The organism is Aliiroseovarius sediminilitoris (assembly GCF_900109955.1).
GTDB classification, from domain to species: domain Bacteria; phylum Pseudomonadota; class Alphaproteobacteria; order Rhodobacterales; family Rhodobacteraceae; genus Aliiroseovarius; species Aliiroseovarius sediminilitoris.
In genome coordinates, this window is sequence record NZ_FOJB01000001.1 from 733,541 (window position 1) to 754,107 (window position 20,567).

Genomic DNA, 20,567 nt, shown 5'->3' on the forward strand with positions numbered 1-20,567 from the left:
TAGAAAAGACCCCGCCCGCAGGCGAGGTCTGATGGTTTGAAATCTCCTCGGATCAACTGGAGGGGATTTCGCCTTCGATACCTTCGACATAGAAGTTCATGCCAGCAAGGGTGCCGTCATCTGCTGTCTCGCCTTCGGCCAGCCAAGGCGAGCCGTCTTGCTTGTTCAGCGGGCCGGTGAAGGCGTGGTATTCGCCTGATGCCAGCGCGTCGCGCAGGGCTTCGGCTTCCGCTTTCACGTCGGCAGGAACAGCGTCCGTGATCTCGCCAATGCCGACCATGCCTGCGCCGATCCCGGCCCAGGTCGAAGCGCTTTCCCAGGTGCCGTCCATGACTGCCTTGGTCCGCTCGATGTAATACGGGCCCCAGTTGTCGATGATCGACGAGACGCGCGGCATCGGCGCATAGTCTGCCATGTCAGATGCCTGACCGAAGGTGATGATGTTCCCGGCTTCTTGCGCTGCGGCTTGCGGCGCGGTCGAATCCGTATGTTGCAGGATGACGTCAGCACCCTGTTCGATCAGAGCTTTGGCGGCGTCTGCTTCTTTGGCCGGATCAAACCATGTGTAGGCCCAGATGATCTTGAACTGGACGTCAGGGTTTACCTTTTTGGCGTGAATATAGGCCGAGTTGATACCCCGGATCACTTCCGGGATCGGGAACGAGGCAATGTAGCCGACGATGTTCGACTTGGTCATCTTGCCCGCGATGTGACCCTGAACTGCGCGACCTTCATAAAAGCGGGCCGAGTAGACCGACACGTTTGGCGCGGTTTTATAGCCGGTTGCGTGTTCGAATTTGACGTCCGGGAACTTCTCCGCCACCGCAATGGTTGCGTCCATGTAGCCAAACGAAGTGGTGAAGATCAGGTCCGCGCCAGACAGCGCCATTTGCGTGATCGCGCGTTCGGCGTCCGCGCCTTCCGGGACGCTTTCCTGATAGATCGTTTCGACCTGGTCGCCGAACTCTTCTTCCACGGCCAAGCGGCCCTGATTGTGTTCATAGGTCCAGCCGCCGTCGCCGACGGGGCCGACGAAGATAAAGCCGACCTTGGTCTTGTCCTGAGCCTGGGCCACCCCGGCCAAACTTGCGGCCAAGGCCACCCCGGCCAATAGTGATTTTACTGCACGCATATCATTCTCCCTTGATGGATTGAGCAGATTTCGGTTTTTCGTTTTCGCGGTCATCGGTGCTCTCGGCAGCCTCGCGAATGCGTCGTTGAATGTTGGTTTCGCTTTCCAAAAGTGCGGCGGTCACGATGGCCGATGGGACGGCAATAACCCCAAGGCCGATGAAAAGCACGATGGTGGTGAAAATCTTGCCGCCGGGCGTGATCGGGAACATATCACCATAGCCCACAGTCGTGAAACTGGCGACCGCCCACCACAGGCTGTCAGGGATCGAGGCAAAGACCTCGGGCTGGGCGTCGTGTTCGAATATATAGATGCCGACCGCCGAGACATAGAGCATCAGGCCGGCGATCACGCCGAAGACCAAAAGTTCACCCCGGACCTGCCGGAAGGCGACCACAAGACGTTCCATCGCGTGTGACCCACGAAACAGCTTCAGCAACCGCACCAGCCGCAACAGGCGGAACGTACGGACCACCAGCCATTGCGGGGTCAGAAGCGCGATCGCAGGCGCGATGCTAAGAAGGTCGATGATGCCCCAGAAGCTGAACGCATAGCGCAGCGGACGCGGGGCAGTGGTCAGACGCACCAGATATTCGATCGAAAAGATGACCAACAGGAAAATTTCGAAACTGAGCAGGAAGTTTCGCAAATATCCCGGCAGTTGTGGCATGGTTTCAAGCGCGATGGCGATCGCTGAGGCGACGATCAGGACGTCCATGACACGGCCAACATTCACGCCGCCCAAGGGCTTGTGCCCATCAAGGATCTCGTGAATATCGGGATTGATCATCTGGGAAACCTAGTGCGTTGCGTGGAAGATGCGCCCAAGTGATCCGGGCGCGCCATGTTGGCCACGCAAAGAGATAACCACAAGCACGAGAATTGTCACGACATAGGGGCTCATCGCCAGGATCTCGACAGGGATCGCGGCACCGGCGGCTTGTAGATTAAGTTGAAGCACCGTGATGCCACCGAATAGATATGCCCCAAGCAGCACGCGCCATGGCCGCCAGCTGGCGAACACAACGATGGCAAGGGCAATCCAGCCCGCGCCCGCTGTCATGCCTTCGACCCATTGCGGAACCCTGACAAGGCTGACATATGCTCCGCCCAGTCCGGCACACGCGCCACCGAAGGCGATGGCCATCAGCCGCACACGAATGACCTTGTAGCCAAGCGCGTGGGCTGCGTCGTGGTTTTCGCCGACACCGCGCAGGATCAAGCCCGCGCGGGTTCGCGTCAGCACATACCACGTGGCGGCCACGATGATCAGGCTGACATAGACCATGGGATCATGTCGAAACAGGATCGGTCCAAGCACTGGAAGATCGCCCAGCAACGGGATGTCCCACTTGGCCATGCTGGGCGCTTTCATTCCTTCGTAGGGCTTGCCGATCAGCGATGACAGGCCAAGTCCGAACAAGGTTAGCCCCAGCCCCGTGGCGACTTGATTGGACATCAGGTAAAGCACCAGGACGCCGAATAACATCGACAGTGCGGCTCCGGCAGCAGCGGCAGCGACAAAGCCCACGGTGGGGCTACCTGTGTTGACGCCAATGGCGAAGCCGACCACGGCACCGGTGATCATCATACCTTCGACCCCAAGGTTCAGGACGCCAGACTTTTCGACCACCGCTTCGCCAATGGCCGCCAAAAGGATCGGTGTGGCCGCGACCATCAGGGACGCCAGCAGTAGGAGTGGATTGATTTGACCAAGATCCATCGGTTTTCTCCTTACACCGTGGCGGTTTTGTTAAAGCGGATACGGTAATGGGACAGCACATCCATCGCCAGAAGGAAGAACATCAGCATCCCCTGAAACATCTGAATGGCGGCCCCTGGCAAACCCAGCATCAGTTGCGCCAGTTCTCCGCCGATATAGGTCAGGGCCATCAAAAGCGCGGCCAGCAGGATGCCAATGGGGTGAAGACGGCCAAGGAAGGCCACGATGATCGCGGTGAACCCATAGCCAGAGTTGAAGTCGATGGTGATTTGCCCTGAGGGGCCCGAGACCTCGAACAGCCCGGCAAGCCCGGCCAACGCCCCTGATGTGCCCAGACAAAACAGGATCAGACGGGTCGGATTGACCCCAGCAAACCGCGCCGCCCGCGGCGCTTCGCCTGTCAGACGCACATGAAAGCCCAGCATATGCCGGGTCAGCAAAACATAGGTGAAGATGACGGCAATAAAGGCCGCGGCCACACCCCAGTGCATGCCGGTGCCGCTGATCAGTTCGGTGTTATAGGCGGCAGGAAAATCACGAAAATTGCGTGATCCGGGGAACCCCATGCCCTCGGGGTTCTTCAAAAGTCCCTGACTGACCGAAGCCAAAAGGTTCTCGGCGACATAGGCCAGCATCAGGCTGACGAGAATTTCGTTGGTACCAAATTTGACTTTCAACAGACCTGGTATCATGGCCCAGGCCCAGCCGCCGATTGCTCCCGCCAGCACCATGGCCGGGAAAATCAGAACGCTTTCAGATGGATAAAAGACCAGCCCGACACCTGCGCCGCAGATGGCCCCCATGATGTATTGGCCTTCCGCCCCGATGTTCCAGATGCCCGCGCGAAACCCAAGGCTTAGACCGATGGCGATCAGGATCAGCGGAGCGGCTTTGACCAGAAGTTGTGGGCGTGAATAGGGTCCGAAAGTTTCGTGAAACAGCGGGTCCCAGAAGATTGTGCGGATGGCTTCCAATGGGGGCTTTCCGAGCATCCAGAACATTATGCCACCCGCGATCATCGTAGCGACGACCGCAAGGATCGGAGTGAACCCTGCCCAGATTTTTGACGGCTGAGGACGTTTTTCCAGATGTATCATGCCGCGCTCTCCTGCTCGCCGCCGCCCATCATCAGGCCGATGGTTTCAACATCCAGATCTTGGGTTGCCACCGGATCGGCCAGACGACCCTCGTTCAACGCGGTGAAACGGTCTGCGATTTCCATCAACTCATCCAGATCCTGACTGATCACGATCACTGCCGCGCCATGATGGGCAAGGTCCAGAAGAGATTGCCGGATCGCCGCCGCGGCCGAGGCATCCACCCCCCAGGTCGGTTGATTCACCACCAGCACCTCCGGCCGTTGCAGCACCTCGCGCCCGATGACGAATTTCTGCAAATTGCCGCCAGACAGCGAACCGGCGGCGTTGTCCGGCCCTGGGGTGCGCACGTCAAATTCCTTGATGACCTTGCGAGCAAAGGTTTCGGCCTTGCCCCAGCGCAGAAAACCGCGTTTGACGAGCTTTTCACGCACAGCGCCTGTCAGAAGGGCGTTTTCGGTCAAGCTCATATCAGGCGCCGCCGAATGTCCAAGACGCTCCTCGGGTGCCGTCAGCAGACCACGAGCGCGGCGGGCATTGGGGTGCAAATTTCCAATTTCTTCACCCGCCAACGATATTGTCCCGCTTTGGGCACGTCCTTCTCCAGACAAGACGGCCAGCAATTCGTCCTGCCCGTTGCCCGCCACACCGCCGACGCCCAATACCTCGCCCTTGTGCACCTCAAGCGAGATGTTGCGCAGGTTCGTACCAAACTCGGTCGGGGATTTCATCGACACGTCGGACAAGGACAACGCCACCGGGCCGGGTTTTGCCGCCTCGCGGAACGGCACATGCAGCGTGTCACCCACCATCATTTCCGCCAGTTGCCGCGCCGACTTCTCGCGCGGGTCGCAGGTATCGACCACTTTGCCCAACCGCAGAACGGTGGCATGTTCGCAAAGCGAACGGATCTCTTCCAGCTTGTGCGAAATATACAGGATCGCTGTGCCTTCTGCGGTCAGTTTTCGCAGGGTTCTGAATAGAACATCAACCTCTTGCGGGGTCAGAACCGAGGTTGGTTCATCCATAATCAAAAGCTTTGGGTCTTGCAAAAGGCAGCGAATGATCTCGACCCGCTGACGTTCCCCGGCAGACAGTTCCCCCACGATGCGCCCCGGATCAAGCGGCAAGCCGTAGGCCTGACTGACCTCGCGTATGCGCGCAGACAGCGCCCGCCGGTCGGGTGGGTTGTCCATCCCCAGCGATATGTTTTCGGCAACTGATAGCGCGTTGAACAGGCTGAAATGCTGAAACACCATCGTCACCCCGGAATTGCGCGCCGCCGCCGGATTGATCGGCGCGAAACCTTCACCGCGAAGCGTCATTTGCCCCGCGTCAGGTTTGACGAGGCCATAGATCATCTTCACAAGCGTCGACTTGCCCGCCCCGTTTTCCCCCAGCAGGGCATGAACTTCGCCCGGCAGGATCGAAAATGAGACCTGATCGTTGGCCACAACACCCGGATAGGCTTTCGTCATCCCCTCAAGTGTCAATAGCGCGTTTTCGTGGCGCGTATCTCCTGTCACCTGGCATTCCCCTGTTGATTTTTTCTTTGTTTGCCACGCCTTTAAGTAGCGCGGAGGCAACCCCGATCGCAATGGCTTGCGGGGTTTTACCAAGGCCCGGATCACCGATCGGGCATTGAATTCTGTTGATCTGTGCGACGCTGTGGCCAAGCGCGGCCAATCGCTTTCGAAACCGCGCCCATTTGGTTGCAGAGCCGATCAGTCCGGCACCGGCGAACGGGCGAGACAGGATCGCATGGCATAGGTCCAGATCCAGGCTGTGGCTATAGGTCAGCACCAGATGATGCGCGTCATGCGGGGCCAGCCGTGCGGCAACAGCGGGATGGGGTGCTGGCAGGGCGGTCACACGCTCTGCAATGGCGTCCGGAAACCTGTCTGTGCCTGTATCGACCCATGTGATCGCCAGATCGTGCACCGGCGACAGAACATTGACCAGCGCCCGCCCGACATGCCCGGCGCCATAAATCCAGATGGGTGTGGTGGGCCGGGTCAGGGGCTCGATCATCCACCCATGCAGAAGTTGTGGGGCAGGGCGCAGCCCCTTGGCCCGCGCCTTATCCAGAACACGCTTTACGGCCAAGGGTGTTGTGTCGACGGCCATCACCGCCCGCGCCACGATCCCGTCCCTTTCCGGTCCAGTCAGATCATCCTCTGCAAAACGCTCGGTCAGCAGCGTGACGGCCCCACCGCAGCATTGACCCAGATCCGGTCCCAGCGGCACGCGTATCAGGGTGCGGCTTCCGCCACCAACCAACAATTCCCGCGCGGCTTCGGTGGCGCGATATTCCAATTCTCCGCCCCCGATTGTGCCGCTTTGCCCGCCCTGCCAGACCAACATGGATGCTCCGACCTCGCGCGGGGTTGAACCGGCTGTGGCTGCGACAACCACGCGGGCGACCGGGCCGTGTCGCGCGATCGCATCGGCCAGTTGGATCAGATCAAAGCTCATCCGGGGCGCACCCGTTCGATGGCGTTCAGAATTTCCTCGGCCGTGGCCGGGGCGTTCAGGTCGTGATAGCCATCGCCACACGCCGACACCGCATCCGCCAGCGCAAGCCACGCGGAGATACCCAGCATCAAGGGCGGCTCTCCTACCGCTTTGGAACGGAACACCGTATCCTCGTGATTTGGCTGATCCCACAAATCGACATTGAAGATGCGGGGTCGATCTGAGCAGGCAGGTATTTTATAGGTCGATGGGGCGTGGGTGCGAAGCCGCCCCTTGCCGTCCCAGACCAACTCCTCGGTGGTCAGCCAACCCGCCCCTTGCACATAACCGCCTTCGATCTGTCCAATGTCCAAGGCTGGGTTCAGACTGCTGCCCGCGTCATGCAGGATATCGGTGCGCAGAATGCGGTTTTCACCGGTCAGCGTGTCTATGACCACTTCGGTCAACGCGACGCCGTGGGCGAAATACAAGAACGGGCGGCCTTGCCCTTTCATCCGATCCCAATTGATGCCGGGGGTCTTGTAAAAGCCCGTCGCCGACAGGCTGACACGCGCCTCATAGGCTGAGGCGGCAGCTCTGGCAAAGCTGATGGTTTGCCCGTCGGGGCCATGCAGGGCACCATCCTCGTACGAGATGCCTTCCGCGTCACACCCCCAAAGCCCCGCCATATGTTCAGACATACGATTGCGTATGGTCAGACATGCCGCCTGCACGGCCATTCCGTTCAAATCCGACCCGGAGGACGCCGCCGTGGCGGACGTGTTGGGCACCTTGGCGGTGTCGGTCGCGGTGATCTTGACTGCGTCGATCGGCACGCCAAGGCAGCTTGCGGCCACCTGCGCCACCTTCTGAAACAGCCCTTGTCCCATCTCGGTGCCGCCATGGTTCATGCGAACCGACCCATCCGCATAGACATGGACCAGCGCACCTGCCTGGTTCAGATGGGTCAGGGTGAAGCTGATTCCGAATTTGACGGGGGAATAGGCGAGACCCTTTTTCAGAATCGGATTGTCTGCGTTGAATGCGTCCACACCTGCCCGTCGCGCTGTATAGTCGGCCCGCTCCAACAAGGCGTCGGTCATAGCCGGGACGTGAAAGCCCTCGATGGTCTGGCCGTAATGCGTAGTTTGCCCGTCGCGATAGAAATTGGCACGCCGTACCTGAATCGGATCTAACGCCCGCGTGGCAGCGATGTGATCCAGAATGCGTTCGATCCCCAAAACGCCTTGCGGCCCGCCGAAGCCGCGAAAGGCTGTGGCCGACGTCGTGTTGGTCTTGAGCCGATGGCTTTCGATCCGCACTGCGGGCAGGTGATACGCGTTATCTGCATGTAGCATCGCGCGGTCGGCCACCGGCAGCGACAAGTCTTGTGACCAGCCGCAGCGGGCAAGCTGCGTGACCTCTAACCCCAGAATGCGACCTTCGTCATCAACGCCCGCGCGATAGGTAATGCGGAAATCGTGGCGTTTGCCGGTGATCACCATGTCATCATCGCGGTCATAACGCATCTTGCACGGCCGCCCGGTGCGCCAAGCAGCCACGGCACAGGCCACGGCCAGCGCGTTGCCCTGACTTTCCTTGCCGCCAAAGCCGCCACCCATCCGGCGGGTTTCAACCCGGATGCCGTGCATCGGAACGCCCAGCGCCTCGGCCACCTTGTGCTGAATCTCCGTCGGGTGCTGGGTCGAACTATGCACCAGCATGTCGCCGGCTTCTTGCGGTATCACCAATGCGGCCTGACCTTCCAGGTAGAAGTGCTCTTGCCCGCCCATCTCGAACGATCCGGTGAGTGTGTGCGGGGCGGATTGGATGGCGTCAGCCGCTTCCCCGCGCGACCAGTTCACCGGGCCGCCTTCAAACCGGCTGTCCGCCGAAATGGCCTCATCTATGGTCAGAACCGCAGGGCGCGGGTCAATGGTGATCTTGGCGTTCCGGGCGGCTTTGCGGGCGGCAAGATGCGAGGTTGCCACCACTATGAAAATCGGCTGACCGTGATAAAATACTTCACCCTTCGCCAGCAGGGGTTCGTCATGGACAGAAGGCGACACATCATTCGCGTGGGGCAGGTCGATCGCGGTCAGCACCTCCACCACACCGGGCGACTGGCGCACTCTTGACAAATCGGCGTGAGTGATCACGCCGCGAGCTGTATCGCTGAGGCCAAATGCCAGATGCAGGCAGTTGGCTGGCGTCGGGAGGTCATCGACATACCGAGCCTCGCCGGTCACGTGTAGACGGGCCGCGTCATGGGGAAGAGGGCGACCGACGCTCATGGCTGCACCTCAAGCACGGATGTGGTCAGCCCCTGATCTTCATGCCAGTAGCGTATCAGTAGATTCTGCGCGGTCTTCATCCGGTATCTGGCCGACGCCCGCATGTCGGACATTGGTGTGAAGTCTTTCTTGAACAGCGGGAGCGCGGTGCGGATGCTCTCTTCGGTCCACGGCTTGTCCATCAGGGCTGCTTCGACATGGGACGCGCGCTTGGGAATCCCAGCCATGCCGCCGAACGCAATGCGCGCCTGCGTGACAGTGCCGTCCTGTACCGTAATGTTAAACGCCCCCAAAACGGCCGAGATGTCCTGATCGAACCGTTTGGACAGCTTATAGACCCGCAACCGATCTGGCTGGCGCTTGAAAGAAACAGCCTCAACAAACTCACCGCGGCGGCGATCTTGTTTGCCATAGTCGATAAAGAAACTTTCCAGCGGGATCGCCCGCGTCTCGGACCCGCGCCGCAGGTGCAATGTGGCGTCAAGGGCAATCAGGGCCGGCGGCGTGTCACCGATGGGGGACCCGTTCGCGATATTGCCGCCAACGGTCGCAACGTTACGCACTTGGATCGAAGCGAAGCGGCGCAACATCTCGGCAAAGTGGGGATGGTGCGTGGCAACGGCCCTGCGCAGGTCTTCCAGCGTGACGCCCGCACCAATACGGATATTGTCGTCGCCAATGTGAATGTCTTTCAGATCTTTGACGCCATTCAGGAAGATCACCGGGTTCAGGTCCCGCAGTGCTTTGGTGGCCCAAAGCCCGACATCCGTCGCCCCTGCAATCAAGGTTGCGTGGGGCGAGGTCATCAGCGCATGTGCAAGTTCGTCTGAAGTTTCGGGTCGGGCAGGATCCTTGTGGTGAGCTGTATCCGGCAACGTGCCTGCGCGGGGGTTAAACCCTTCGGGCACCGCTTCACGCGCTGCATCTTCGGCGGCGCGAATAATCGGGGCGTAACCCGTGCAACGGCACAGGTTGCCCGCCAGAACATCGTCATGGTTCTGATCGCCGTTCAAATGTGCCGCAGCCAGCGACATGGTGATGCCGGGGGTACAAAAACCGCATTGCGACCCGTGCCGGTCGATCATCGCGTCCTGCACCGGGTGAAGTTGGTCGCCTTCTGCCAGCCCTTCGACGGTGGTCAGAGATTTTCCGTTCAATTGGCCAAGAAACAGGATGCAGGCGTTAACTGCTTTTGCGCCATGAGCGTCTGCGACAATGATCGTGCACGCGCCGCAATCGCCTTCGTTGCAACCTTCCTTTGTCCCGGTCAGTCCTTGAGTATCGCGCAGCCAATCCAGTGCAGACCGCGTTGGGTCTGCATCATGCAGGGTCACACTCTCTCCGTTCAGAAGAAAGGCGATATCCATGAGATTCGTCCCGCCGCGTTACCCTGTTGTTGCCCCGGTTTGCCAGTCTTCGATGCGGCGTAGAAAACAGGCGGGGTTTATTGGTGTTGATCAAGCAAAGCCGAGAATCGGCGCTCTGGCAAGAAATTCCTTGCTTGTGGGTGCGACATCGCCTTTGAGGCACGTCCAGTCCCGAAGGGTTGCCCGAGTGAATGGATTGCAGTATGCAAAGGTATACAGCAAATAGGCGAGGCGCCGTGATTACTCAGTTGCACCACGTTCAACTGGCCATGCCGAAAGGGCAGGAAGACCGCGCAGTCCGATTTTATGCTGATCTTCTGGGCCTAAAGGTTGAGCCAAAGCCTGACATCCTAGCCAAACGTGGCGGGGTTTGGTTTCGCCACGGCGATGTACGTGTCCATCTTGGTGTTGAAGAGCTGTTCACACCCGCAAAGAAGGCTCATCCCGCTTTTCTGTGTGATGATCTGAACGCATTGGCACGAACGCTTGAAGCAGCGGAGTTTCCTGTGCGCTGGGATGAAAAGCTCAGCGGTTTCAGGCGATTTTATACCGCCGACCCATTCGGAAATCGCATCGAGTTCCTGCGCTCCGAGGATTGATCGTTTCTGTGCTTCCCCCGTGCCGGGTGCTCGTCTAGTTTGACGGCATGACGAAGCATCCCCGATTCATTCACCTGCGTGTGCACACCGAATACTCCCTGTTGGAAGGGGCCATTCCGGTCAAGACGCTGCCGGGCCTGTGTGCTGCTGCGGGGATGCCTGCGGTCGCCGTCACAGATACCAACAACATGTTCTCTGCGCTTGAGTTTTCGGTGACGGCCGCTGGCGATGGTGTTCAGCCGATCATGGGGTGCCAGGTCGATGTGGCGTTCGACACGCCCGCCCCCGGCGAAAAACCCCGCCCTGCCGCGCCGCTCGTTTTGTTGGCGCAGAATGAGCGTGGGTATGAAAACCTGATGAAGCTCAATTCCTGCCTCTATATCGACAAGGGCGCAGAGCTGCCGCAGGTTCAGCTTGATGAACTGGAACGATATTCCGAGGGGTTGATCTGTTTGACGGGCGGATCGGAAGGGCCGGTGGGTCGGTTGTTGCAGGATGGGCAACGTCCGAAAGCCGAGGCGCTGATGCGGCGGTTTCATGCATGTTACGGCGACCGCCTTTATGTCGAGTTGCAGCGCCATCCCGGCGAGGGTGGGCAGACGACACAGGCCGAGCGCGCGACCGAGCAGGGCTTTGTCGAAATGGCATATGCGATGGGCATTCCGCTTGTTGCGACCAACGACGCCTATTTCCCCAAGCAGAAGCTTTACGAGGCACATGACGCCCTGATTTGCATTAAAGAAGGCGCTTATGTTGACCAGCAGGAAGGCCGCCGTCGTCTGACGCCTCAGCACTACTTCAAAAGCCCCGAAGAGATGATCACGCTGTTTGCCGATCTGCCCGAGGCGATTGACAACACCGTGGAAATAGCCCGCCGCTGTGCCTTCATGGCCTATCGCCGCGACCCGATCCTGCCCAAGTTTGCCGATGACGAGGTCGAGGAACTGCGCCGTCAGGCCAATGAAGGGTTGCAGGGTCGACTGGCCGTGATCCCCCACGCGGTCAGCATCGAGGATTACCAGAAACGTCTGGATTTCGAGTTGGACATCATCGAGGGCATGGGTTTCCCCGGCTATTTCCTGATCGTGGCCGATTTCATCAAATGGGCCAAGGATCACGAGATCCCCGTCGGTCCGGGCCGCGGTTCGGGGGCTGGCAGTCTGGTTGCCTATGCACTGACCATCACCGACCTTGACCCCCTGCGCTATTCACTGTTGTTCGAACGGTTCCTGAACCCCGAGCGTGTGTCGATGCCCGACTTCGACATCGACTTCTGCATGGATCGTCGGGAAGAGGTGATCCGGTATGTGCAAGAGAAATACGGCCGCGACAAGGTGGGGCAAATCATCACCTTCGGCGCGCTTCTGTCCAAGGCCGCCGTGCGCGATGTGGGGCGGGTGTTGCAGATGCCTTACGGGCAGGTGGATCGCCTGTCCAAACTGATCCCTGTCGAAGGGGTGAAGCCTGTCTCGATCGAAAAGGCACTGGCGGAAGAGCCGCGCCTGCGCGAAGAAGCCCGCGCCGAAGAGGTTGTTGACCGGTTGCTGACCTATGGCCAGCAGGTGGAAGGGCTGTTGCGAAATGCTTCGACACACGCCGCGGGTGTGGTGATTGGGGACAGGCCGCTGGACGCGCTGGTGCCACTGTATCAGGATCCCAAATCCGACATGCCCGCGACCCAGTTCAACATGAAATGGGTTGAACAGGCGGGGCTGGTCAAGTTCGACTTTCTGGGGCTGAAAACACTGACCGTCATCCAGAATGCCGTGGACCTGATCCGCGGGCAGGGGCGTGACATCCATATCAGCGCGAATGGTGACACGCTTTATGACCCGCCTGAAGGGACCGAGAACGAAATCAACACCATCCCGCTGGACGATGAAGCGACCTACAAACTTTACGCTGCCGCCAAGACGGTCGCGGTGTTCCAGGTGGAATCCAGCGGCATGATGGACGCGCTTCGCCGCATGAAGCCGACCTGTATCGAAGATATCGTGGCGCTGGTTGCGCTGTATCGCCCCGGCCCGATGGAGAACATTCCCACCTATTGCGAGGTCAAAAACGGGCTGCGCGAAATCGAAAGCGTCCACCCCCTGATCGACCATATCCTTGAGGAAACGCAGGGTATTATCGTTTATCAGGAACAGGTGATGCAGATCGCGCAGGTCATGGCGGGGTATTCCCTTGGCGGCGCCGACCTTCTGCGCCGCGCCATGGGTAAAAAGATCAAAGAGGCGATGGACGCCGAACGCCCGAAATTCGAAAAAGGGGCGGCGGAAAACGGTGTGGATGCCAAGAAAGCGTCCGAGGTGTTCGACCTTCTGGAAAAATTCGCCAACTACGGCTTCAATAAATCCCACGCTGCTGCCTATGCCGTGGTCAGCTATCAAACCGCATGGCTGAAAGCGAACCACCCGGTCGAGTTCATGGCTGGTGTGATGAACTGCGATATCCACCTGACCGACAAGCTGTCCGTCTATGCCCACGAAGTCCGCCGGGGGATGGAGATCGAGATCGTGCCGCCCTGCGTCAATCGCTCGCTTGAGACATTCAGTGTCGACGGTGCGCGCGTGGTCTATGGGCTGGGGGCGTTGAAGAACGTGGGTATCGAGGCGATGAAGCTGGTCGTCGAAGGCCGCAAGGTGGACGGGGTCGACAAGCCCTTCGCCACGCTTTTTGATTTCGCCCGCCGCGTTGACCTGAAAAGGGTCGGCAAACGGCCGATGGAAATGCTGGCTCGTGCCGGTGCCTTCGATCAGTTGGACCCGAACCGTCGCCGCGTGTTCGACAGCCTTGATGCGCTGGTCAGCTATTCGGCGGCGATCCACGAACAGCGCGCGTCAAACCAGGTGTCCCTGTTTGGCGAGGCGGGCGACGACCTGCCCGAACCGCGTCTGTCTCCGGTTGGGGATTGGCTGCCGAATGAGCGTCTTGCCGAAGAACACAAGGCAATCGGCTTCTATCTGTCCGGCCATCCGCTGGATGACTATCTGCCCGCGTTGAAACGCAAGGGCATCATGACGCTGAAAGAGCTGCGTGACAAGGCCGAACGGTCTGGCGCCGCCGTTGGCAAGGTGGCCGTCAATGTCAGCGGTTTGCAGGCCCGCAAATCCGCCCGCGGCAACCAGTTCTTCCGCCTGAACATCGACGACCCTACCGAACAGGTGTCGGGTATTCTGCTGTTTGCCGATGATTTTGAAGCCTGCCGGAAGGTCTTTGATGAAACGATGCAGGTGGTGATGCAGCTTGAAGGCCGGTTCGAGGAAGGTCAGTTCGATCCGCGCGGTCGGTCTGTCGCGCCGTTGGACGCGGTGATTGCTGACGCTGGCGGAATGGCGCTGAAGCTCTATCTTGACCAGCCGGACACGCTGACACAGGTTGCCAACCTATTGAAAGCTGCGGCTGAGAAGACGCGGAATGTTCGACCCGGAGAGGTTTCGGTCTGCCTGATGGACCCGTCCCTGCCGGGCGAGGTCGAGATGACACTGGGCCAATCCTTCCCGCTGAATCCGCAGATAAAGGGCGCGCTGAAATCACTAACCGGCGTGATTGACGTGGAAGAGGTTTAGGATCCTTGCCGCGATGCGCGTTTGTCCCCGCGCGATTAGGTGACGGCTGTCACGCGGGTCCAGGATTGTGTGTTTGCCATAGCCCCTGATCTGACCTGTGCAGATTGGAGGCGGTCGGTTTGCCGGGTGGCCATTCGGTGAACTGGTGGCGGGCCGGCGCGCGGGCGCCAGGATGACCTGAAGCCTTTGGCTTTGCGGTCGAAAGATATCTCGCCACCCGCCACGCCATATGTTCGGCCATCCGAACGCATCATTGCCTTTGACGACGCCAATTGTTGCCGGAGGATCGGCAGATGGTGATCGACGACGCCCCGTCGGCAATCTGGAAACGGCATTCGCCATCTGTGAAGCCTCCGGGGGCGATGAACGGCATGTCATGGCTTGCTATGCCAGCGTCAGATTGCCGGTGGATCATGCGCACGGCTCCGGAACACGCAGTTTCGCGCCTCGCACCTATTGCGGTGGCGAACAAAGCGGTGCGGAGCATCTGGGCAATACTCACCAAGGAAACATACTACCGCCAAGCCGCAGCGCAGAAGGAGCCGAACAACCCCGAATTGCAAGACGAATGCCATGATGGCACGTGCGGTCATCCTGGACCCTGGGGACCCGAGCTTTGTCCTGAACTTTCAGCTTCGCGTTGCCGATTGGGACCAAGGTCACGGAACCCATCAAGGCCAGCGGCAATACCAAAAGGTCGCGATCAATGGCCGGACACAGGACTGTAATGACCAGCCGCGCAATCAACGCATTTTTCTTTTGCAATGCAGACGCCATCCACACAGGAGAAAGCGGGCTTTCGCGCGAGTGGTTCGAATTGGTGCTTTCCGATTTGAGATGCCGTTCGTCGAGGATTCTGACCGGGGCTTTGACGGCCCGGCTTGTCCGATCATTTCCGAATTGTTTGCCAAGCGGTTGTTTCCTGGTCGCGTTCATTCAAACGATCCATTGAATCGCGCTCTTTCGGCAGAGAATCGTGTTAATGTGCTAATCTTTCAAAATGCCCAAGTCAGACGCCTGTCAGGATGCTCGAAACGCGTATGCCGCACGCCAGTGGCGCGCGTCGTATGGCTTGTTTTCGGCTGCCCACCACGAGGTTCCGTTGGTATCCGACGACTTGCGGCGCTTTGCCGCCGCGGCCTATCTTATCGGTGAGGAACGCGAGGCGCTGGAGCTTTGGACGCGGCTGCATCAGGAATGCGCGATTCACGGCAAGACTGACGCTGCTGCGCGATGGGCGTTCTGGATCGGGTTGTTTCACTTGCTTGCTGGCCGGGCCAGCCAGGCTGGCGGCTGGTGCGCGCGTGCCCGGAGACTGCTTCCGTCTGGAGGGTCCGAAGGCCCGGCGGCAGGTTACGGCAAGATCATCGACGGCCTGATGGGCTTGGATGGCGCGCCGCCGATCCAGCGCTTCGACGCGGCCATAGATATTGCTGCAAGGTTCGATGACCAGGACCTGCTTGCCATCGGTTTGCTGTCTCGCGGGCAGGCTCTGATCCGCAGCGATTCAGTGACCGAGGGGGTTGATTTGCTTGATGAGGCGATGGTCACGGTTACGGCGGGGCGCGTGGCCCCGGTTCTTGCCGGGGTGGTTTACTGCGCCGTGATCCTGACTTGCCAGAGCGTCTTCGATCTTGAGCGCGCAGTCCAATGGACCCGCGAACTCGACGCTTGGTGCGCGACGCAGCCCGACCTTGTGCCGTATCGCGGCCAATGCCTCGTGCACCGGTCCGAGTTGCTGATGATGGAAGGGGATTGGGCCGCCGCCGAGCGCGAGGCCGACAAGGCGCTGGATCACCTTGGTGCCTCTTCCGAAATGGTCGTGGGCCGAGCCTTATATCAACGCGGCGAGATCTTTCGGCTTCGCGGCGCATTCGGTCCAGCGGCAGAGATGTACCGCGAGGCCGATCTGCGCGGTTTCCCGCCGCAGCCCGGCGCGGCGCTCCTGTTGCTTGTCCAAGGCAGAAATTGCGAGGCAGCTGAAGCCTTGCAGACTGCGCTGGAGGCATCAGGGGGCACCGAACGCCGCCTGCTCCTGCTCGGACCCTTGGTCGAAACGCTGGTGTCTGCGGGCAAACTGGCGCCTGCACGACCCCATGCCGAGGACCTGACCGAACAGGCCGCTCACCTCGGCGCGCCGCTTCTCGAGGCCACGGCACTCGATGCCACGGGTCGCCTGCTTCTGGCCGAGCGCAAGCCGCAGGCTGCGCGCAGCATCCTGCGCGAGGCCCTGATGATCTGGCAGCGGCTTGCATGCCCCTATCGTGCAGCCCTGACTCGCAGGATGCTGGGCGAGGCTCACTTAGCCCTTGCCGAAACCGCAGCGGCGCGGGCTGACATCGCGGCGGCGCACGAGGTCTTCGTTCGCCTGGGGGCCGAACCCGACGCCGCACTGGCAGCGGCGCTGCTGGTGAACGGCCGGGACACCGGCGGGCTGACGGCGCGGGAAGTGGAGGTTCTGGCGCGGGTGGCGGCGGGTGAGACAAACCGTCAAATCGCGACGGCGCTCGCGATCAGCGAACATACGGTTGCCCGACATCTCAGCAACATTTTCGACAAAACCGGCACCGGCAACCGGACAGAGGCGAGCATCTACGCGCAGAAAGGGGGCCTCGTCTGACGCCCGGCATGGTCAGATCTGACCATGTCGAACAACTCCGCGCGTGGTTCATTCAGGCGATGCGCACAGGCCGCCTCGTATCTACCCTTTTCCTTGTCCGCAATCGACGGGGAGTAAAACCATGATCTTGAACCAGACCCCAAATGACACTGTCGTCCCCGGCCCCCCGGCCTACGAACGCTATTTCGTGTCCGCCATCGGCCAACCGATCGCGGAAGATCTGATTGCCGCGGCACAGCTTCAGCCCGGCGAGCAGGTGCTTGATGTCGCCTGCGGGACGGGCATCGTCGCGCGCCTTGCTGCCCGCCACGTCGCGCCCACCGGCACAGTGACCGGTGCCGACATCAACCCGGGGATGATCGCCGAGGCGAAAAGGGCGTGCGAGGATTTTCCGAACATCGACTGGCACGAAGCGGATGCAGCCGCCCTGCCGATGCCGGACGACAGTTTCGACGTCGTCCTATGTCAGATGGGGCTTCAATTCTTTCCGGCCAAGTTGCCAACACTGAAGGAGATGCGCAGAGTCCTGCGACCGGGTGGGCGGGTTCTTGTCAACACGCCAGGGCCAATGCCCGCGTTGTTTTCCGTGATCCGCGACGCCGTGTCCAGGTATGTGGGCCCCAAGTCGGCGGGTTTCCTGGACGCCGTCTTCTCGGTTCACGATCCCGACGAATACACGGAACTTTTGCGCAGCGCCGGATTTCGCCATATGAACGTGCGCCGGGCCGAGAAGGCCCTCGAACTGCCGCCGCCCGGCGACTTCCTGTGGCAATACCTGCAAAGTACGCCGATTGGCGCTGACGTTTTCAACAAGACCGACGCCGACGAACGCGCCACATTGGAAGCGCATGTTCGGAAAGGTTGCCGCCAATTCGAAACGGGCAGTGGTATGAAGCTACAAGTCGGTCTGACGACCGCTGCGGCTCGAAAATAGTGGTGCGGGCAGCCAAACCCGGGGTGAAAAGTATCGGCACGCCGGAGCAAACCAACCGATCAGCCAAGAGCCGGTCTGAGTTTTTGTGCCAGTCGTGGCTTGTTGTAGAATCTCACAGTCAGGGCTCTCTGTGACCACTGACCCAGTATCGATCCATGACCGATCTAAAGAGGTGAACGGCATGATGCCGTTCGTCCTGTGTTCAAAAGTCGATCTTTTCCGCGGCGCTCAGGGTGTCTTCAAGTTCGACACCGAGACACCGCACCGTGCTGTCTCTCTTGGTGTGTCCAGGAAGAAGTTGGGTCGCGCGAAGATCGTCTGTTCTCCGGTCGTTCAACGCAGCCTTTGTGCGCTGAATCGGATGCGTGCCATATGCGCCCTAGCTTGCATACGTCTGCCTTGCGATCTGGCTACGCGTCGCGGATTCGTTCATCTTTGCTGACATAGGTGGTGCAAGGGTTGGTCCGTTCCGCAAGAAGAGATCGCTGTTTTTGTTGCTGGTGCTGCCGGTGCGCTCCTGACAAAGCGTTATGGGCTGCGGTGTCCAATGAGCCTTTCGTCGGTGTCGGATGTTGATCGAAGCGACATGTTAGATATTTGTTGCCAGAAGAAACCCGTAGGCTTGGGTCGGTGATCAGGACACGATTGTATTCAAAACGAAAAAGATGATCGCTGACATGATCGCCGCTGCGGGCACGGTGATGACCCAGGCCGCCACGATGGTCATGAAATGCGAACGGCGCACCAGTTTGCGGCGGCGGCGTTCCTCGGGGGCGATGCGTTTGATTTCGGGCCGCGCGGCGGAAGAACGACGCAGGCGGCGTTCCATGTGAAACTCGCGATAGAAGCCGACGCCGAAGACACCGCCGACCGCGATGTGGGTCGAACTGACCGGCAGGCCCAGCCAGCTAGCGATAATAACAGTGATCGCGGCGGACAAGGCGACGCAATAGGCGCGCATCGGGTTCAGCTTGGTGATTTGGCTGCCGACCATGCGGATCAGTTTCGGGCCGAACAGCATCAGGCCGAAGCTGATGCCGAAGGCCCCGATGACCATGACCCAGGTTGGGATCGAGACTTTATCCGCGAAGTCGCCCACGCTTTCCACGTGCACGATGGCGGCCAGCGGGCCAACCGCATTGGCCACGTCATTTGCACCATGGGCAAAGGACAGAAGGGCGGCCGAGAAAATCAGCGGCAGGGCGAACAGCGTTTTCAGGGATTTGGTGCGGTTCTCAAGCCCTTCGGCCTGGCGGGCGATCAGCGGCGCAGTGATGACATAAGCGACGGCTCCAACGCCCGCCCCGATCAGCAGGGCAGTGCCCAAGTCGATTTTAACAACCTTTTTCAATCCTTTGATCGACAGGTATGCACCGAAGGCTGCCGCCATAATGCCGATCAGCACCGGAACCCAGCGTTTCGCGGCGGCGATCTTGTCGTCTTGATAGATGATCTTGTGCTTGATCAGCGCCAGAAACAGCGCGGCAATCGCGCCGCCCATAACCGGTGAAATGACCCAGGATGCGGCGATCTTGCCCATGGTAGACCAGTTGACCGCGGCGAACCCGGCAGCGGCGATGCCTGCGCCCATTACGCCTCCCACAACAGAATGTGTGGTCGAAACCGGCGCCCCGACCCAAGTGGCAAGGTTTACCCACAAGGCTGATGAGATCAGCGCCGCCATCATCGCCCAGACGAAAACGCGGGATTGGTCAAAACCCGACGGGTCAATGATGCCCTTCGAGATGGTCGAGACCACGTCGCCACCCGCCAGCAGTGCGCCAGCGCTTTCAAAAATGATCGCGATGACAATTGCGCCGCCCATGGTCAGGGCATTGGCGCCGACGGCTGGCCCCATATTGTTGGCCACGTCATTTGCCCCGATGTTTAGCGCCATATACGCGCCAAAGGCGGCGGCGATAACGACCACGAGCGAGGTCGGCGATTGACCAAAGAATACGGCGGCGCCAAGGGCCGCAATGACGATGAACGCAAGTGCGACGCCCATACCGACCAAGGGCCGCGAGACATATTGCGTGGCGTATTCGACCTGGCTGATCCGGTTCAGGTCTTTATCCAGTGTTTTCCACTGGCTGCCGCGTTTTTCTGCGCCCATCCTTAGCCCCCTGGCTCGCGTGCTGTCATGTGGCTGACGCTCAGCCGTTACATTTCAGCGCATGCGCTAGACTGTCAGGGCAGCGATTGCAACAGATTCGAGCCATCTCGGCCAGAGGTGCAGGGAAGTGTGGCTTAGAACTCTTGCAGAATCTTTTGAAGGTCTTTTTCCTGGACCATGTCCGCCGCTTGATCCGCTGAGACCCACCTGCGCGTGCGCTCATCGGCTTCGGGGAAATCGTCGGACAATTTCTCGACCTTCAGCGGGAAAACGGTGGTCGTGCAACGAGCAATACCACCGAAATCCATTTCCTTTTCAGACTCGTAAGCGCCAATCGGGGCATGGTTCAACTGACCTTTTGCAACACCGGCTTCTTCCCAAGCTTCCTGTCGGGCCGCTTCGGCTGCGTTCTTCCCATCCATGGGCCAGCCCTTGGGCAAAATCCAACGCCCGGTGCCGCGTGATGTGACCAGCAGCACTTCTTTGTCGTCACCCGCCCCGCGATAACAGAGGGCGGCGACTTGCACCCGGTTGGGGCGTTGAAACATGGGGGCGACGACCTCTTTCCAGGCCTGCTTTAGCAATGAAGACATTTTGCACCTGCGCTCTAAGAGCTTTGATTATTTTTTATTGTAGATGTTAAGATATGGTAATTATGGGGT

The 20,567-nt window shown here is 59.9% G+C and carries 16 protein-coding genes; 4 read left to right on the plus strand and 12 right to left on the minus strand.

The genetic code is table 11. The features are described from left to right. Window positions 1-52: 52 nt before the first annotated feature. From BMY55_RS03670 to xdhA, 8 genes are read right to left on the minus strand one after another with little or no spacing between them, the layout of a single operon-like run. Window positions 53-1,132: a BMP family ABC transporter substrate-binding protein gene (locus BMY55_RS03670; protein WP_091428363.1), complete on the minus strand. Its 1,080-nt coding sequence runs from the start codon at window positions 1,130-1,132 to the stop codon at window positions 53-55. Window position 1,133: 1 nt separating this feature from the next. Next, window positions 1,134-1,922: an ion transporter gene (locus BMY55_RS03675; protein ID WP_091428365.1), complete on the minus strand. Its 789-nt coding sequence runs from the start codon at window positions 1,920-1,922 to the stop codon at window positions 1,134-1,136. Window positions 1,923-1,931: 9 nt separating this feature from the next. After that, window positions 1,932-2,855 carry an ABC transporter permease gene (locus BMY55_RS03680; RefSeq protein ID WP_091428368.1) on the minus strand — a complete coding sequence of 308 codons (924 nt, stop codon included), beginning with the start codon at window positions 2,853-2,855 and terminating at the stop codon, window positions 1,932-1,934. Between the two features lie 11 nt (window positions 2,856-2,866). Further along, complete coding sequence (locus BMY55_RS03685) at window positions 2,867-3,952, minus strand: ABC transporter permease (RefSeq protein ID WP_091428370.1); 1,086 nt, start codon at window positions 3,950-3,952, stop codon at window positions 2,867-2,869. Beyond that, window positions 3,949-5,430 (minus strand): ABC transporter ATP-binding protein, encoded by a 1,482-nt coding sequence (locus BMY55_RS03690; protein ID WP_091428372.1) that lies wholly within the window; start codon window positions 5,428-5,430, stop codon window positions 3,949-3,951. The genes BMY55_RS03685 and BMY55_RS03690 overlap by 4 nt, the downstream gene beginning before the upstream one ends. A 4-nt stretch (window positions 5,431-5,434) precedes the next feature. Further along, entirely contained in the window at window positions 5,435-6,427 is a 993-nt protein-coding gene (gene xdhC, locus BMY55_RS03695) for a xanthine dehydrogenase accessory protein XdhC (protein ID WP_091428374.1), read from the minus strand. Beyond that, a complete protein-coding gene (xdhB, locus tag BMY55_RS03700; protein ID WP_091428376.1) occupies window positions 6,424-8,700 on the minus strand; it encodes a xanthine dehydrogenase molybdopterin binding subunit in 2,277 nt (758 codons plus the stop codon). Before xdhB ends, xdhC begins: the two co-directional genes overlap by 4 nt. Then, a complete protein-coding gene (gene xdhA, locus BMY55_RS03705; RefSeq protein ID WP_091428378.1) occupies window positions 8,697-10,067 on the minus strand; it encodes a xanthine dehydrogenase small subunit in 1,371 nt (456 codons plus the stop codon). The genes xdhB and xdhA overlap by 4 nt, the downstream gene beginning before the upstream one ends. A gap of 236 nt (window positions 10,068-10,303) precedes the next feature. On the opposite strand from xdhA, the gene BMY55_RS03710 reads away from it, so the two are divergent. After that, the gene (locus BMY55_RS03710) at window positions 10,304-10,666 is read left to right on the plus strand and encodes a VOC family protein (RefSeq protein WP_245744642.1); all 363 of its coding nucleotides are present in this window, start codon (window positions 10,304-10,306) and stop codon (window positions 10,664-10,666) included. A gap of 47 nt (window positions 10,667-10,713) precedes the next feature. Then, window positions 10,714-14,235, plus strand: a complete 3,522-nt coding sequence (gene dnaE / locus BMY55_RS03715; RefSeq protein ID WP_091428383.1) for a DNA polymerase III subunit alpha — start codon at window positions 10,714-10,716, stop codon at window positions 14,233-14,235. Window positions 14,236-14,485: 250 nt separating this feature from the next. Here dnaE and BMY55_RS16870 read toward each other — a convergent pair whose 3' ends face one another. Both BMY55_RS16870 and BMY55_RS03725 read right to left on the minus strand, forming a co-directional pair. Next, on the minus strand, window positions 14,486-14,650 hold the full coding sequence (locus BMY55_RS16870) for a hypothetical protein (protein WP_177179281.1): 165 nt from the start codon (window positions 14,648-14,650) through the stop codon (window positions 14,486-14,488). A gap of 83 nt (window positions 14,651-14,733) precedes the next feature. Then, window positions 14,734-15,171 (minus strand): hypothetical protein, encoded by a 438-nt coding sequence (locus tag BMY55_RS03725; RefSeq protein WP_091428387.1) that lies wholly within the window; start codon window positions 15,169-15,171, stop codon window positions 14,734-14,736. Between the two features lie 64 nt (window positions 15,172-15,235). On the opposite strand from BMY55_RS03725, the gene BMY55_RS03730 reads away from it, so the two are divergent. Both BMY55_RS03730 and BMY55_RS03735 read left to right on the plus strand, forming a co-directional pair. Continuing rightward, window positions 15,236-16,855: a helix-turn-helix transcriptional regulator gene (locus BMY55_RS03730; RefSeq protein ID WP_091428390.1), complete on the plus strand. Its 1,620-nt coding sequence runs from the start codon at window positions 15,236-15,238 to the stop codon at window positions 16,853-16,855. A gap of 121 nt (window positions 16,856-16,976) precedes the next feature. Then, window positions 16,977-17,789 (plus strand): class I SAM-dependent methyltransferase, encoded by an 813-nt coding sequence (locus BMY55_RS03735; RefSeq protein WP_091428395.1) that lies wholly within the window; start codon window positions 16,977-16,979, stop codon window positions 17,787-17,789. A gap of 634 nt (window positions 17,790-18,423) precedes the next feature. On the opposite strand, the gene BMY55_RS03745 is transcribed toward BMY55_RS03735, so the two are convergent. Continuing rightward, complete coding sequence (locus BMY55_RS03745; RefSeq protein ID WP_091428398.1) at window positions 18,424-19,905, minus strand: inorganic phosphate transporter; 1,482 nt, start codon at window positions 19,903-19,905, stop codon at window positions 18,424-18,426. Window positions 19,906-20,039: 134 nt separating this feature from the next. After that, the gene (locus tag BMY55_RS03750) at window positions 20,040-20,453 is read right to left on the minus strand and encodes an NUDIX hydrolase (RefSeq protein WP_322787712.1); all 414 of its coding nucleotides are present in this window, start codon (window positions 20,451-20,453) and stop codon (window positions 20,040-20,042) included. Window positions 20,454-20,567: the final 114 nt, after the last annotated feature.